The organism is Enterococcus sp. MMGLQ5-1 (assembly GCF_013155265.1).
Taxonomy (GTDB): Bacteria; Bacillota; Bacilli; order Lactobacillales; family Streptococcaceae; genus MMGLQ5-1.
Genome location: NZ_JABJXU010000015.1, coordinates 1 through 14,507 on the forward strand (window position 1 = coordinate 1; position 14,507 = coordinate 14,507).

Annotated in this window: 27 protein-coding genes and 1 pseudogene; 27 read left to right on the forward strand and 1 reads right to left on the reverse strand. The window is 35.0% G+C overall.

The window, feature by feature from the left end:
* Nucleotides 1-17: 17 nt before the first annotated feature.
* The 9 genes and pseudogenes from HOY35_RS13695 (at nt 18) to HOY35_RS11870 (ending at nt 4,553) form a co-directional block, all read left to right on the forward strand.
* A complete protein-coding gene (locus HOY35_RS13695) occupies nt 18-116 on the forward strand; it encodes a hypothetical protein (RefSeq protein WP_367649915.1) in 99 nt (32 codons plus the stop codon).
* The gene (locus HOY35_RS11835) at nt 113-373 is read left to right on the forward strand and encodes a hypothetical protein (RefSeq protein ID WP_172214268.1); all 261 of its coding nucleotides are present in this window, start codon (nt 113-115) and stop codon (nt 371-373) included. The genes HOY35_RS13695 and HOY35_RS11835 overlap by 4 nt, the downstream gene beginning before the upstream one ends.
* Nucleotides 374-384: 11 nt before the next feature.
* Nucleotides 385-789 (forward strand): hypothetical protein, encoded by a 405-nt coding sequence (locus HOY35_RS11840; RefSeq protein ID WP_172214266.1) that lies wholly within the window; start codon nt 385-387, stop codon nt 787-789.
* A gap of 9 nt (nt 790-798) precedes the next feature.
* The gene (locus tag HOY35_RS11845) at nt 799-1,467 is read left to right on the forward strand and encodes an ERF family protein (protein ID WP_172214264.1); all 669 of its coding nucleotides are present in this window, start codon (nt 799-801) and stop codon (nt 1,465-1,467) included.
* Entirely contained in the window at nt 1,457-1,900 is a 444-nt protein-coding gene (ssb, locus tag HOY35_RS11850; protein WP_172214262.1) for a single-stranded DNA-binding protein, read from the forward strand. The genes HOY35_RS11845 and ssb overlap by 11 nt, the downstream gene beginning before the upstream one ends.
* 37 nt (nt 1,901-1,937) lie before the next feature.
* Nucleotides 1,938-3,086 (forward strand): annotated as a pseudogene (locus HOY35_RS11855) (DNA cytosine methyltransferase).
* Between the two features lie 15 nt (nt 3,087-3,101).
* Nucleotides 3,102-4,004: a conserved phage C-terminal domain-containing protein gene (locus tag HOY35_RS11860; RefSeq protein WP_172214260.1), complete on the forward strand. Its 903-nt coding sequence runs from the start codon at nt 3,102-3,104 to the stop codon at nt 4,002-4,004.
* Nucleotides 4,001-4,171: a hypothetical protein gene (locus HOY35_RS11865; protein WP_172214258.1), complete on the forward strand. Its 171-nt coding sequence runs from the start codon at nt 4,001-4,003 to the stop codon at nt 4,169-4,171. Before HOY35_RS11860 ends, HOY35_RS11865 begins: the two co-directional genes overlap by 4 nt.
* Complete coding sequence (locus HOY35_RS11870; protein WP_172214256.1) at nt 4,164-4,553, forward strand: hypothetical protein; 390 nt, start codon at nt 4,164-4,166, stop codon at nt 4,551-4,553. The genes HOY35_RS11865 and HOY35_RS11870 overlap by 8 nt, the downstream gene beginning before the upstream one ends.
* Before the next feature lie 497 nt (nt 4,554-5,050).
* Here the strand turns inward: HOY35_RS11870 and HOY35_RS11875 are convergent, their stop codons facing one another.
* Complete coding sequence (locus tag HOY35_RS11875) at nt 5,051-5,272, reverse strand: hypothetical protein (protein WP_172214254.1); 222 nt, start codon at nt 5,270-5,272, stop codon at nt 5,051-5,053.
* A gap of 111 nt (nt 5,273-5,383) precedes the next feature.
* Here HOY35_RS11875 and HOY35_RS11880 point away from each other — a divergent pair, with 111 nt between their 5' ends.
* The 18 genes from HOY35_RS11880 to HOY35_RS11965 all read left to right on the forward strand — a co-directional run bounded on the left by HOY35_RS11880 (nt 5,384) and on the right by HOY35_RS11965 (nt 14,503).
* The gene (locus HOY35_RS11880; RefSeq protein WP_172214252.1) at nt 5,384-5,896 is read left to right on the forward strand and encodes a DUF1642 domain-containing protein; all 513 of its coding nucleotides are present in this window, start codon (nt 5,384-5,386) and stop codon (nt 5,894-5,896) included.
* The gene (locus tag HOY35_RS11885; RefSeq protein ID WP_172214250.1) at nt 5,889-6,284 is read left to right on the forward strand and encodes a hypothetical protein; all 396 of its coding nucleotides are present in this window, start codon (nt 5,889-5,891) and stop codon (nt 6,282-6,284) included. Before HOY35_RS11880 ends, HOY35_RS11885 begins: the two co-directional genes overlap by 8 nt.
* A complete protein-coding gene (locus HOY35_RS11890; protein ID WP_172214248.1) occupies nt 6,284-6,520 on the forward strand; it encodes a hypothetical protein in 237 nt (78 codons plus the stop codon). The genes HOY35_RS11885 and HOY35_RS11890 overlap by 1 nt, the downstream gene beginning before the upstream one ends.
* Complete coding sequence (locus HOY35_RS11895; protein WP_172214246.1) at nt 6,517-7,005, forward strand: hypothetical protein; 489 nt, start codon at nt 6,517-6,519, stop codon at nt 7,003-7,005. Before HOY35_RS11890 ends, HOY35_RS11895 begins: the two co-directional genes overlap by 4 nt.
* Before the next feature lie 90 nt (nt 7,006-7,095).
* The gene (locus HOY35_RS11900) at nt 7,096-7,485 is read left to right on the forward strand and encodes a YopX family protein (protein ID WP_172214244.1); all 390 of its coding nucleotides are present in this window, start codon (nt 7,096-7,098) and stop codon (nt 7,483-7,485) included.
* Nucleotides 7,482-7,667: a hypothetical protein gene (locus HOY35_RS11905; protein ID WP_172214242.1), complete on the forward strand. Its 186-nt coding sequence runs from the start codon at nt 7,482-7,484 to the stop codon at nt 7,665-7,667. The genes HOY35_RS11900 and HOY35_RS11905 overlap by 4 nt, the downstream gene beginning before the upstream one ends.
* The gene (locus HOY35_RS11910; protein ID WP_172214240.1) at nt 7,668-7,856 is read left to right on the forward strand and encodes a hypothetical protein; all 189 of its coding nucleotides are present in this window, start codon (nt 7,668-7,670) and stop codon (nt 7,854-7,856) included.
* Nucleotides 7,849-8,175 carry a hypothetical protein gene (locus tag HOY35_RS11915; protein WP_172214238.1) on the forward strand — a complete coding sequence of 109 codons (327 nt, stop codon included), beginning with the start codon at nt 7,849-7,851 and terminating at the stop codon, nt 8,173-8,175. Before HOY35_RS11910 ends, HOY35_RS11915 begins: the two co-directional genes overlap by 8 nt.
* Nucleotides 8,176-8,193: 18 nt before the next feature.
* On the forward strand, nt 8,194-8,625 hold the full coding sequence (locus tag HOY35_RS11920) for a hypothetical protein (protein WP_172214236.1): 432 nt from the start codon (nt 8,194-8,196) through the stop codon (nt 8,623-8,625).
* A gap of 519 nt (nt 8,626-9,144) precedes the next feature.
* Nucleotides 9,145-9,456, forward strand: coding sequence for a hypothetical protein (locus HOY35_RS11925; RefSeq protein WP_172214234.1), 312 nt, complete (start codon nt 9,145-9,147; stop codon nt 9,454-9,456).
* Nucleotides 9,437-9,748, forward strand: a complete 312-nt coding sequence (locus HOY35_RS11930) for an HNH endonuclease (RefSeq protein WP_172214276.1) — start codon at nt 9,437-9,439, stop codon at nt 9,746-9,748. Before HOY35_RS11925 ends, HOY35_RS11930 begins: the two co-directional genes overlap by 20 nt.
* Nucleotides 9,739-9,957 carry a hypothetical protein gene (locus tag HOY35_RS11935; protein ID WP_172214232.1) on the forward strand — a complete coding sequence of 73 codons (219 nt, stop codon included), beginning with the start codon at nt 9,739-9,741 and terminating at the stop codon, nt 9,955-9,957. The genes HOY35_RS11930 and HOY35_RS11935 overlap by 10 nt, the downstream gene beginning before the upstream one ends.
* Before the next feature lie 124 nt (nt 9,958-10,081).
* Nucleotides 10,082-10,441: a hypothetical protein gene (locus tag HOY35_RS11940; RefSeq protein ID WP_172214230.1), complete on the forward strand. Its 360-nt coding sequence runs from the start codon at nt 10,082-10,084 to the stop codon at nt 10,439-10,441.
* Nucleotides 10,438-12,084, forward strand: a complete 1,647-nt coding sequence (locus tag HOY35_RS11945) for a terminase TerL endonuclease subunit (protein WP_172214228.1) — start codon at nt 10,438-10,440, stop codon at nt 12,082-12,084. Before HOY35_RS11940 ends, HOY35_RS11945 begins: the two co-directional genes overlap by 4 nt.
* Before the next feature lie 10 nt (nt 12,085-12,094).
* A complete protein-coding gene (locus HOY35_RS11950; protein ID WP_172214226.1) occupies nt 12,095-12,262 on the forward strand; it encodes a hypothetical protein in 168 nt (55 codons plus the stop codon).
* A gap of 47 nt (nt 12,263-12,309) precedes the next feature.
* A complete protein-coding gene (locus HOY35_RS11955; RefSeq protein ID WP_172214224.1) occupies nt 12,310-12,594 on the forward strand; it encodes a hypothetical protein in 285 nt (94 codons plus the stop codon).
* A gap of 48 nt (nt 12,595-12,642) precedes the next feature.
* The gene (locus tag HOY35_RS11960; RefSeq protein ID WP_172214222.1) at nt 12,643-13,812 is read left to right on the forward strand and encodes a phage portal protein; all 1,170 of its coding nucleotides are present in this window, start codon (nt 12,643-12,645) and stop codon (nt 13,810-13,812) included.
* Complete coding sequence (locus tag HOY35_RS11965) at nt 13,799-14,503, forward strand: head maturation protease, ClpP-related (protein WP_172214220.1); 705 nt, start codon at nt 13,799-13,801, stop codon at nt 14,501-14,503. The genes HOY35_RS11960 and HOY35_RS11965 overlap by 14 nt, the downstream gene beginning before the upstream one ends.
* The last annotated feature ends 4 nt before the right edge of the window (nt 14,504-14,507 follow it).

Sequence of the window (14,507 nt, forward strand, 5' to 3'; positions counted from 1 at the left end):
AATATATTGCCTGTGAGATTTGTCGGAATCAAGTTTTAACAGGCGAAGAATTTGAAATAGACGGCTATGTTTTCTGCTCGCAAGATTGCATGGATAAGGCAAGTGATTATTTATGAGTGGCACGTACATCAAGTTAAAAAGCGGTCAGTTTGTGACTGTGGACGAGTTTAATGATGATACTGAAACATATATCAGACTTTGGCTAGATAGCGCACCACAAGACGAAATAATGACTTTAATTAGTACATGGTTGGAGTGTGTAGAACCGACAACCGAAAAAATCATGACTTTAATCAGTGCAACTTATGCGACAGAGGACGAGCGTCGAGAAGAGCACTATAGAAATCTAGCAGACGACAATTACGGAATGTAAAGGAGATAAGAATGGTATATCAAATTATGGCACCACAGGTAATAGATACAGAGACAAGCGAACTTTTGGAGTTCACACCGAATAATATCGCCGAACTACCAAACGAAACTTTAGAGCGTTTGGTAGCTGATGCCAAACGAATTGATAAATTTAAAACAGTTGGCGAAAAAGAACTGAAAGAACGGTTAGAAAAAGGTGGAAAATTCAGCAAAGTTTCTTTTGCGAAACCAGCTATTGAAAAAGTATTGACCAATGACAATAAGCGAAAACGTGAATTAGTAATCAAGTACGGATGGGATTGCGTGAAACTTGAAACATTAACACAACTTAAAAAAATTTATGGCGAAAAAATCGAAGATGAAATAAGTGATTTGATAGTCGAAAAGCCTAAAAAGCCAGCGCTAAAGTGGGAATAGGAGGTTTGAATGAGTACAATTTCAGAATTTATCAAAGTTAAGAAAGCAATTAAGCAACCGAAAAAAGACTTAACAAATCCGCAATTCAAAAAAGGTTATGTATCACTTGATGGAATTATCAAGTCGGTTGATGATGCTATCAAAGAAAGTGATGCGAGCTTAGTTTGGTGGCAAGAAATAGAAGATGAAGTAATTTATACCATTTTATCAGACGGAGATAGTGATTCTTTAAAAATTAAAGGATTTCCACTAATCGCAGTTCAAATGAATAAGGTGGTTGCAACTCAACAAGCTAGTCCACAAGCTTTAGGAAGTGGTTTAACCTATGCAAAAAGATATAGTCTAGCTACTGCTTTTGGCATATCAAGTGAAATCGATGACGATGCCAATGAATCGCAAAAAGCAAAAAGTAATTATCAAAAGGCACAACCAAAACAATCAAAACCACCGAAAAGAGATTTCACAAACGAAATCAAAAATGCAGTAACAATCCAACAATTAAATAACATTTATAAACAAGCTGAGCAAACAGGACAGGCTGAATTAATTAAACCACTCCTGTCAGAAAAAAGGATTGAAATAAATAGCAAAAAAGAGAAAAACGAATTACAAGGCGATTTAATAGAAGATTTACAGAAAGTAACTCAAAAGCCAAAAGGAGAATCAAATGGTCAATAACGTTGTATTAGTAGGGCGCATAACCAAAGAACCAGAGTTGAAATATACGTCAAGTGGGATAGCAACGGTCAAGTTCACCTTAGCTGTCAATCGTCAGTTTAAAAATCAAGCTGGCGAGCGTGAAGCTGATTTTATCCGTTGTGTGATTTGGCGTCAAGCTGCTGAAAACTTCGCTAATTGGGCGAAAAAAGGCGCATTAATCGGTGTAACAGGTCGTATTCAAACAGGAAGTTACGATAATAATCAAGGTCAGCGTGTTTACACGACCGATGTTGTTGTAGAAAACTTCCAAATGCTTGAATCACGCAGTCAATCTGAAAGCCAGCAAGCACCACAGCAAAACAATACTTATCAACAGCCGAAACCAACTCAACAAAACAATAACTTTGGAACTGCTCCAATTGAGATTTCAGATGATGATTTGCCATTTTAAAATAACAAATCAGCAAAAAAGAGAGTTGATTATTTAAATGAAATTTATAGATTTATTTGCAGGCATTGGCGGATTTCGTCTAGGTATGGAGAGAGCAGGTCATGAATGCGTTGGTTTCTGTGAAATTGATAGTTTTGCAAGAAAAAGTTATAAGTCAATTTATGGTTTGACTAGAGAGAAAGAATTTAGTGAGTGGGAGTAGCACAATGTTAGAAAATTATCAAATAAGTCTATTCGAAAACTTCGAAGAAGAGTTGGAAAAATCGACATTATCTGTGGCGGATTTCCGTGCCAAGCTTTCAGCATTGCAGGAAAAAGACGAGGATTTCAAGATACTAGAGGAAATCTCTTCTTTGAGATTATGCGCTTCGCATCTATTCTACGACCACGATATTTATTCCTTGAGAACGTTAAAGGACTGCTCAACCACGAAAACGGCGATACGTTCGAGACAATCCTCAGATCGTTGGATGAATGCGGGTATGATGTGGAATGGCAAGTGTGCAACTCTAAATATTTCGGAGTCCCACAAAACCGAGAACGTGTGTTCATTATCGGACATCTTAGAGGAGAACGTTTCAGAAAAGTATTTCCTTTCAGAGGAGAAAGTGAACAGTTTAATGAATCAAGGTTAGGGGTTGTTTCAATAGGAAATGTAAATCCAAGTAAAGTTGGAATGAATGGTGAAGTTTATTCAAGTGATGGACTTTCTCCAACATTAACTACAAACAAAGGTGAAGGAAACAAAATTGCTATCCCTGATAGTATGATCATTCAAAAGCCAAGAGGATATAACTTAGGCGGTGAACATGAAATCTCTCCCACTGTTTCATCAAACTCGTGGCAAGAAAACAATTTGTTGAAAGTCAAAGAGGCGACTTCAAAAGGATATGCTGAAGCAACTATTGGAGATTCAGTCAATATCTCTCATCCAACTTCAAAAACTAGACGTGGACGAGTAGGTAAGCAACTAGCTAATACTTTACTAACAGGAGAAGAACAAGCGGTTGTATCTACTGATTTCAGAATCAGAAAATTAACGCCTTTAGAATGCTGGAGATTGCAAGGATTTCCCGATTGGGCATTTTACAAAGCAGTAAAAGTAAATAGTAATAGCCAACTATATAAGCAAGCTGGCAATAGCGTAACGGTAAATGTGATTGAAGAAATCGCTAAGAGATTATGAGAAAGGAGGGGTTAGGTGGCACAAAGAAGAATGTTTAGTAAAAAAATAACTGATACAGATAAATTTTTAGATATGCCACTATCTAGTCAAGCCTTATATTTTCATCTAAATATGGACGGAGATGACGAGGGATATGTCGGAAATCCTAAAACAATTAAACGAAAAATAGGAGCTAGTGACGATGATTTAAAAATTTTAGTATCTAAACAATTTATCATTCCATTTGAGAGTGGTGTAATTGTGATAAAAGATTGGCGAATTCATAACACATTACAAAATGATAGGTTCAAACCAACAATTTATCAAGCTGAGAAAATGCAGTTAGAGAGCGGTTTTCAAGACAATGTTTCCATTTTGGAAACAAATCGTATACAAAATGTTTCCAGTTTGGAACCACAACATAACTTAACTAAACATAACATAACTAAACAGAACATAGATAAAGATATATTGTCTAGTTCTGACGAACAAGACGACATTCCTTATAAATTAATTATCGATTATCTGAATAAAATGATTGATTCAAAGTATCGAGCTAGTGGAGCTAAAACAAAAAGTTTAATCAAAGCTAGATTTAACGAAGGATTTACTTTCGATGATTTTAAACACGTAATTTCTGTTAAATCAGAAGAATGGCTTAATACGGATATGGCTAGATATTTGAGACCAGAAACATTATTCGGTAATAAATTTGAGCAATATCTAAATCAAAAATCAAAGTTTAGTAAGGTTAACGGAATTAATTGGGCTGATTATGAGCGGTTTAATCCAAACGGTGAAGCCAGTATTGGTGGCATTCCATTGTGGGCTAGAAAAGACGAGTTTAAAGCAGCGATCAAAAAGAATCAGATACCACATGATGACATCAAACAGATATGTGAGCGATTCGGCTATGACTTTGACGAGGTGACAGCATGATTACTAACCGTGAAGCAAATCGGGTTAAGGACTATCTGAATATTGCATCAACTCTTGAACCAATGGAACGAGCTAGTCGGTTAGTTGAAGATAGCCCTGATAACGAGTTATTAGATAAATATATTGAACGCAGAATTGAGAAGTTAAACGAGGTGTCAGATGTATAACTTCACCTTTGAATTATCCAATACGAAAAAGTGTAAACAGATGATTTCAAGTAATGATCGTTTGCATTATCAGAAAAAAGCAAAGCTAACATCATTTTTAAGGCATCTAGGAGCGATTGAAACTAGATTTAAGGTAAATACACCTTTTAGCGAGAAAAATCGCTGTACGTGCAAAATAACGGTATTCAGTCCAACGAAAAGACGATATGACCCACCAAATTTTTATCCAACGGTAAAAGCACTAATTGATGGCATGACAGATAGCGAAGTTTGGACCGATGATAATTACAAAGTGATTCAGTTAATCAGTTTTGAACACGGCGGATTAAGTAGCAGCGATAAATACAGAATTGAATTTGAAATCAAGGAGATTGAGGAATGAAGTTTAAAAAATGGAATTGGTCAAAAATTTCGGCATATTTTTACGCATCAATCATATTTATTAATTTCTTTTTAGGAAGAATTTTATATGCAATATTTTTTGTTCTGCTAGTAATATTGATAGTTTTATCGGAAGAATAAAGATTAATCAGCATTAGGTCGAACTTGCGAAGATAAAACAAATACGCAACTTGGTCCAACCCTCATCGGTGGCGGAAAACACCAAAAACGGATGCGGAAACATCCGATTGCGAGTGAAAAATCTGTTGTACAAGATATATTACTTAACACTCGCAGAAAATAATAATTTATTAACGACATCTGTTGGTGTCCTAATAATTGAAAATTATTGAACAAAACTTTAATTTTCGAATCAATCGGTAGTATCGCCCGATCGGAATACGGTGGTCTATTGCGGTAGAGATTATTAGGCGCTAGCGGTGAGGGTTGGAGGGAATATAAAAAGTACCCTAATCATAGAGTACTTAATGTTTTTATCTATTGGGAATATCCTTCAGCAGATGCGTCTATATATGCATAAGCTTTGATAGCATTCTGTGTGGGATGGTAATTATAAAATTTAAAAGTATAGGACATTCCTAAGAGAATGTAACCGATATTGATTTGTAAACGTGTCCTCATAATTTCAAAGGCATGACGTTCCGACAGATATAATACATTGTCGCTCTCGTAAATTTTTACAGGATATAGTTTTTTCATATTAACACTCCTTTCCTGTAACTACATCATGACACGTATTAAGGAAAATAGATATAGATAGTCGTAATAATATTGATAACTTAATGTTTAAGAAATATAAGGAGGCAGACGATGAGTAAATTGAGTAAAGAGGAATTGATTGAAGCATTAAAAATTAATGTACGTAATTGTAGTGACAGTTGGGATGGAGGGTACAATACAGCTATAAAAAATGCTATTGATTTAGCCAAACAGCTACCCGACACGCCGAATAAAGTGGTAGTGTCGTTACCAGAAGAAATAATTAGACATTTAGAAAGCTTTAAACGCGAAAAGCCAGAATTACTTGAAGCACTAGGTGAGGGCTGGGGTGATATGGCATGGTTTGAAAATGCCGAAAATCAAGAAAAATATGCACAAGCATGGCTAACTGGAGAGTACGAAGTCGAGCAGCCGAAGCGGTGGGCGGTTGTAAAAAACGAAGAATATTTTATCAAATTTAAAAGCCACGTTACAGACGGCATACCTTATCACAGTCTAACTGGAGCTAATAAAGATTATGCATATGAATTTACCGATAAACGCAAAGCAGAGCTAGTCGCTGAACTAATCGGCGGAGCTGTGGAAGAGGTGTCGAATGAGTGAATATGAAAAAATGATTGAGAATATCAATCCAACGATTCAAGACGTGATAAAAGATATTGACCATTGCAAATTGGGAATTTTTCCAGCAGGAGTTATAACAGGAAATTATGAAACATTTTTATCCTCATATCAAGTTAAGAAAGTTTTAGAATATCTCGCAAATCCAAAACTCAACGATAAGCAGCAAATAGTGTTGGAGTGGTTGAAAGAAAAGAATAATAATCTTATGCCCTTAACTCCATTTAACGCAATTATGATTTTGGGGCAGCCTATCCTTTCCAATAAAAAACATAATGTGCGAAATAGTCTAGATAGTTTGAATACAATTGAACAAGCCCAAGTCCTACAAGCATTCAGTGCTTGGGTAATTGAACAGGAGGGCGAATAGTGAGCCTTTATTTTAGCAAGAAAAAATTTCAGGAACGTGCTGGCATGGCTATCAAAAGGCAATTATCTAAAGACCATTTAGATATTGTTGACGGCATGGAAGTGGTAAAAGAAAAAAATCACTACATGATACCTTTTTACACGATTAATGGAAAAAATTTTTATATGTATCCAATATCAAGGAATTGGTGTACAGAAAGTAAGCAAGGAAACTTGTTCGAGCAGGAGGGCGAATGAAAACTGATTTAACAAAAGAAGCTGAACGATTTGTTTGGAATAATACTCAAAAGCAAGGTGTATTCGGGTGTTTTGAAGTGACTATCGGCTGGTTTGGGAATGAAATAGTTGATTTTATAACGTATGACACAAGTAGTGAAATTAAGTGTTATGAAATTAAAGTTTCTAAGTCAGATTTTCTATCTCAAGCTAATAAAACTTTCATTGGCCACTTTAATTATTTTGTAATGCCTGATGAATTATATAGACAGTTAATTGCGGAGAATAACACAGTTTTATTGTTTCAAATAAATAGCTATGGAACAGGCGTTTATACCTTTGGTGAAAAAGGGTGGCAGAATGTAAAAAAAGCTAAAAGACGACGAGTAAATTACACAACAATTGCAACTGTTTTAGAATCGATGCTTAGATCAACTAGCAGAGAAGTTAAAAAGTATTACAAAATTAAACCGTATTGGGAGATAGATAAGGAGCCTAATCAATGAAAGAGTTAGCTGAAAACATACCGTTGATCTTATTCATAATTATTATGTCAGCTGTAATTGTGAAGGATTACATTGATCGGAGGAAGTAGTATGATACCGAAGTTTAGAGCGTGGGATAAAGTGACAGAAACAATGCAAGATATATTAGCTATTGATTTCACGAATGAAGTTGTTGAAATAACACAAAATACTATTGCTTGGTTTAGGACGGATGAGCTTAGAAGTTTAGATGAAGTCATCCTCATGCAGTCCACAAGGCTTAAGGATAAGAACGGTGTGGAAGTGTATGAGGGGGATATAGTAAAGGTTATCGGAGATTACGACGAAGATGTAAGTGTTGTTAAGTTCGATTCTGGTGCATTTGTCCTTGATTATAATAATTTAGATACTGAGTTCGAACTGTTTCATTTTATAGATTTACCGATTGAAGTCATCGGAAACGTTCACGAGAATAAAGAGTTGCTGGAGGTGAGTGAATGAAACAACAATTAACATACCGCGATCTATTTATTGAATTAAAAGAAAAACATGGAATTACAACTAGCGCAATGTTTCATCATGACTTGAATGAAACTATTTCTAGAGAAAAATATGACTCAACAATTGAGTTGATGCTAAAAATGTTCAATTCTGTGGAAATTAAAGTTGAGAGGACGGAGTGAATGAAATCTTATCCAGAAATTTATATTCTTGGTAGGATGGTTAACGGTATTTTTGTGGAATGGGGAGCTGTTTTGTACAGAACATACGATTCAGCAGAATTAGAAGCATTTGGATTAAATGCAAATAAAGATTTAATCGGTAAATGGAAAGTGACTAAATATGGTAGACCAAGGACGGTAGGTGAGTGAAATCAGAGCACGGACTAAACAACAAAAAATTATGCTTCTGACAATGGTTAATTTGTCCAATAAGCCTAAATTAACTAAAGATGAACAAGATAAGTTGGATATGCTTAGAAAGCTGTTTATCAAAGAGAAAAAGACCAATGAGATTGATTTTAAACTAATTGATCCAAACGGTAAGGTTTATAAATTTAGCTCATATAATGCCGCTAAAGAGCTTTTAGGAATTAACAGTAAAACTATAAAGAATGCGATAGAAAACGTCATGGATAGTGATAATCACATCATGTTGGGTAGGTTTAAAGGTTGGCGAGCAGTTAGATGAAATGGAGGAAATGATAGATTGAAAGAAACAGTTAAAGTAAGTAACACAGCTAGAAATCATGTTAGAGATTTGCTGAGGAATAAAAAAGAAATTGAAAAAGAAATTGCTTCTTTAGAAGAAGCTATCATGAATCCATTTAAAGCAAGCAGTGATGAAAATACTGGCGGTGGCAGAAGTAGCTTTAAATCTTTTGAAACAGAGAATAAAGCTATTAAAATCGTTTCTCACGAGCAAATAATTTTTAGGGGTCAATTCTTAAGGATTGCAGAAAAGGTGCTGTCACAATCATCTGATGAAGCACAGCGTATCATTGAATTAAGATACTTTATTGATGAACCTTATTCATGGGTGAAAATAGCTAGTATTGATAATATTGGTTATACCGAAGATGGTTGTCGAAAAGTAGACAGAGCAATTTGTGACAAGATTGCTAAAATATTAGGTTGGTAACTTGTACCGTTTCGGGGGGTTAAACTGTACCGTTTTAAGGGGTAAAAACGAGTTATTATGATATTGTGGTTATTTTGAATGTAAAGGGTCATATTAAAATGTAGGAAAAGGTCAACGAATACCTACATTTTCAATGGCCTAAAACCAACATTTTTGTGGCCTTTGACGTTTTGTGGTTATTTTGGATAGCCGAGGTTTGCTCCTTTGTCGTAGTGGTGGAATAGGTAGACGCTTAAAAATAAGACTGATACGTTCGGGGTTATCCCAAACGTTTTATGATTCAGTTATGCAAGGTGCAAATCCTTGCCTACGACTTATATTGATATGAGATAGGCGCATATCACTTTCGATTAGTTTTTACTAATTCGTAAGAAAGCCTAGGTGCTTCTCAGCCTTAAGTGAGAGATAATTATGTTGTGTTTGCGGTAATCACTGAAACCGTATGTGAAATGTTTTTACATATACGCCAATGCGCTAGATATTCTCTAGTGCTTTTTTGCGTAGAAAGAGGGTTGTTCAATGGTTAAACAAAGCGAACAAGAAATAATCAAGAGGTTAGTCGAGCTACGTGAGAGTAAAGATATTGATCAAATTGCTGAAAGTATTCTTGGAATCATAAGTATCTATGGATTGAAGTTAGATGAGACAGCTGCACTCTGCTATTACATTACTGATAGAACAGTCAAAGCCGAGCATAATGCCAAGTTCATTAAAGAAAATCTAAAGTTAGATGTGAATACATTGAGTGTTGAAGGAGTTCTTCAGATGCAACGTGCGCTAGTTGTATTATATATTGATAAATTAAAACATGATACCAAACGTAAAGACTAAAGCTGACCGTGCAAAGTTCTATGGTTCTACAGCATGGCGTAAGCTGAGACAACAATGTTTAGAACGTGATCATTATGAATGTCAGTGGTGTAAATCAAAAGGTAAGTTGACTACTCAATACGATTCAGTATTAGAGATAGATCACATCAAAGAGTTAGAGTTCTATCCTGAGTTTGCATTAGACATTGAGAACCTTAGAACACTGTGCAAGGATTGCCACAACAAGAGACATGATCGAATGAATTATCGTGGCGAACCAAAGAAAAAGAAATGGGATGATGAATGGTGGTAGGAGTAATTAAGTCAATAGAATCCGCCAAAGAAAGAGGAAACAATATGTTGCTAAAAGAATTAGTTGATAAGTTAGGATACGATATTGATAAGCTTGAAGCTAGTGCTATTCCATTACTGAATGAAGCATACGATAGTATGAACAGTTTAGGTGATGTTCAAGAACAAATGGATATCTTATATAAAAGTTCAAAAAAGAACGAGCAATAACACCCCCGGTCAAAAAGTTTTGAGTCAAAAAAAAATTCTGGGAACCGGTGGATGGGGTCGACTCCGCAAAAGTATTAATGTTTTCTCACACAACCCCACCCCCCAAGAGAAAGGAAGTGATTAAATGGCAGATTTAAAAAAGCGTAATCGGTTAGTTGGTGCTGAAATTAGACGTCTTAACAATATTTTTAAAGATATTGATGCAGATAAAATGAAAATTGTTTCTGGATTAATTCGTCAAACCGCTCGTCTGAAAATACTTTTAGATGAGATGTGGATTGATATCACAGAAAAAGGTGATTATGAATTATTTTCTCAGTCTGAAAATCAAACACCATACGAAAGAGAAAGACCAGTTGCTAAACAATATAATTCAAGAGACCAAGCATATCAACGTGCAATCAAACAACTAACTGATTATTTACCTGAAGAAAAACGAGAACAAGCTGAGAAAGCTGCCATTGATGGCAGTGATTTATTATGACGTTTCTCAAACCTTATTTTTTTGAAGAATACGTAAACCTTTATGAAAACGGAAAAATTCCATTTAACAAGGAACGAATTCAACTAGTTAATTATTTAAAAAAAGAAATTCTTGTTAGGGATGACATTTATTTCAATGATGAAATGATTGATAAATTTGTACGTTACACTGAAAAAAATTTTTTCCCATTAGCTAAATATCAAAAATTTATTACACCTTTTATTTTTCTTTACAACAAAGAAGATAATGAGGTGTTTTTTGATGAATTTTTAAATTCAATTGCTCGTGGTGGTGGTAAAAATGGATTTATGTCAGCAAGAGATTCGTTTTTCATTAGCCCATTGTATGGCGTTAGAAATTATGATGTGACAATAACTGCTAATTCTGAAAAACAAGGAAAAGTTAGTTTTAAAGAAGTTTATGAAATGGTTCAAATGAAACGATTGGAACAGCAATTTTATTTAACAAAAATGGCAATAGTCAATAATGTTACAAATTCTACATTTAGTTACAGAACGAATAATCCTAAAACTATGGATAGCGCACGAGATGGTTGTTTAGAATTTGATGAGATACATCAGTTTGAAACTTCTGATTTAGTTGACATTCAACGCAGTGGACTTGGTAAGATTCAAAACCCCAGAACGTTTTACAATGGCACAAACGGGCATGTGCGCGAGGGGTTTTATGACAAGATTCTCGAACGATCCCAGAAGATTTTTTCTGGCGAGAACAAAAACGACCGACTATTCCCTTTCATTTGCAAACTAGATACCATTGATGAAATGGACGACCCTAAAATGTGGTCTAAAGCAAATCCGATGTTTGAGGAAGGTACAGCTTATTCAAGGAGATTGTTTTCAACGGTTAAAAAGGAATATGAAAAGTTGCAGGAAGAACCGTCTGGACGAAAAGAATTTGTAGTAAAACGGATGAACTTTACTGAGGGAGATTCTGAAAAAGATGTCACAACACATGAGAAGTTAATGGCTACAAATCAGGAACTACCAGATTTAAAAGGACATTCATGCGTCGCTGGATTTGACTATGCAAGTATTCGAGATTTTGCGACAGTTGGCTTGCTGTTTAAAGAAGATGACAAGTACATCTGGTTTCAGCATAGTTTTGCAAGAAAACAATTTCTAGATACTTTCAAGCTAAAAGCACCTATCAAGGAGTGGGAAGAAAAAGGTCTTGTAACTATACTTGATGAGCCGTCAATTGACCCACGCCACTTAGTTAATTGGCTTGTTGAAAAAAGAAAAGATTACAACATCGAGATTGTGGCAGCGGACGGATTCCGAATGGACTTATTAAGACCATTGCTTGATGAGAATGAATTCACGAATGAATTTTTTAGAAATCCGAGGGGCGTTCAAGCTAAGGTTGCGCCAATCATTGAGGACGGATTTGCGAATGAGCGTTTTATTTTTGGCGATGATCCCATGATGCGGTGGTACACAAATAACACTTTTGTGAAAGAAGATAGCTTGGGTAACCGTACATTTCTAAAAAAAGAACCTGTCAGACGTAAAACTGATGGGTTTCACGCATTCTTATCAGCTCTTTATAAACGTGAATCAATTGTAGAGACGGTTGATTATGACGAAGCGTTTGATATGTTGGATGAGTTAGATTTTTAGGAGGAGAAATATGTATAAACCTCAATATTTAAATATCGAACGTAAAACAAAAACTGTTTATGGTGGTAATACCTCTTACTGGTCTAAGACTGAAATTACTGATTTAGGTTGGAAGAAAAAACCACCGGAAAAGATTGAAAACAAATCAGGTAGGCGATTTGCCGGAAAGTGCAGGTGATCCGAATTATCTCGTTAGCTGTCGATAAAGCTGGATAGGATAACTTTATGAAATATTTATCAGAAAACAGAATTCAAGATGAACGAGGTAAGGTTTGGTTTGTCACAAGAGTAGTGGAAAATGAATATTCACGCAGTGGCGAGTATATTATGTCTAGTGAAAAATCAAAATTAGAAGTAATTGCTTATTTACCAAAACTAGAAGATTGGCAAGGATTTTCTGATCTAGAAAAATGGGAGAAAATTCTTACTAGCGAAAGAAAATTAATATCATTCAAGCGTATTGACATAAAAAAAGAGCCGTTTGAAAGAATTGTAAATATTATTTTTTAAGTCGTAGCATACGGCTTTTTATTTTGCCTTGAAAGGTGGTGAAAATATGTGAGTTTATTTGATGCGTTTAAGAAGTCGATTAGAGGAGAGGATCCAGTTGATTGGATTCCTGATTTTATTGCTGGAGAAGATTCAGCAAAAAGGCTGTATCTGAAACTATTAGCTAAAGATACTGTCTTAAATTTTGTAGCACGTACCATGTCAACAATGAAAGTCAAATTTAAAAATAAGACTGATACAGCTGATTGGGATTATATTTTAAATGTTCGTCCAAACAAAGATATGTCGGCTGCTTCATTTTGGCAAAAGTTTTTTTATACTCTATTAGCCGATAATGAAGTATTAGTGGTTTTCACTGATGATAATCAATTATTGATTGCTGATGACTTTACACGAACTGAATATGCAGTTTACGATGATATTTTTTCCGGTGTAATGGTTAAAGATTATATTTTTAATCGAACATTTGCGATGTCTGATGTAATTTATCTTGAGTATAACAACGATAAATTAGATAGATTCGATAAAGGACTTTTTGATGATTACGGCGAATTATTCGGCAGAATTGTTGAGATTGCAATGAGAAACAATCAAATCAGAGGAACAGTAACGATTGATTCAACTGGGAACATCAACGATGATAAAGGAAAAGATGGGAAAACAAGAACTGAACGATTACAAGAATTCATAAATAAAGTATACGATTCGTTTAAGTCAAATTCTGTTGCCATTGTTCCAAAAGTTAAAGGTTTTGAATACGAAGAGTATACAAATAAACAGGGAGTATCAAACCAGTCGCTTGATGAATTGAACAAGATGATCACATCTTTAATTGATGTTTACGCTAACGCCATAGGAGTACCTACGGCGCTTATTTATGGTGAAAAATCAGAACTTGATTCTAATATTAAAGCGATGCGTAAAACTTGTACTAGTTCATTAGTAGAAAAAATCCAAGATGAATTAATTGCCAAAATTCTTACTCGTCAAGAATACATTAATGGTGAAAGAGTAAAAATTACTAACGTTTTACCTATTAGTATTTTGGAAAACGCTACTCAAATCGATAAGATTGTGGCTTCTGGAACATTTTTACGTGATGAGGTGCGTAATGAAGTTGATTATGACCCGTTACTAAATGGAGAAGGTCGACGGTTAATAATGACTAAGAATTATGATTATTTGAAAGGGGGTGAGAACAACAATGACGAAAATTAAAAAAGTACCGTTTCAATTTACCAATGAAATTCAAAATGGTAAGCACATTCTCACCTTGAGTGGAAATGTTCAAAAGAAGTATTGGCGTGATGACGATGTCATTAATGCAAAAGACATTCGTGAAACATTGGATACTGTCACAGATGATATTGTAATTAAACTGAATAGTCCTGGTGGTGATGTTTTCGAAGGAATTGAAATCTATAACTATTTGAAAGATCATCAGTCAAACATTACGGTTGAGGTCACTGGATTAGCAGCAAGCGCAGCTACTTTTATTGTTGCTGGTGCAAATGAAGTAATTATGAATGTAGGAACATCTTTAATGATTCATGAAGCTTCGACCTTTACATGGGGGAACAAGCAAGACATTCAAAAAACTTTAAATGCATTGGAGACTATTGACGATTCAATATTGGCTATTTATTCCGACAAGACAGGACAGTCTACTGATCAATTACGTGACTGGATGAATGAAGAAAAGTGGTTTACAGCCGATGAAGCTGTAAAATATGGATTCGCTGATTCCGTTAAACGTGATGAGCCACAAGATGAACCAAAAGATATTACCACCATGATTCAAAACGCTGTTGCGGTCGCAATGGCAAATTTTGAACAGCCAGTGACCAATCAAACAGAACAAGAACCAAAACAAAAATCATTAATCGCACGTTTGCGAAAAGGAGAGTAAAAAC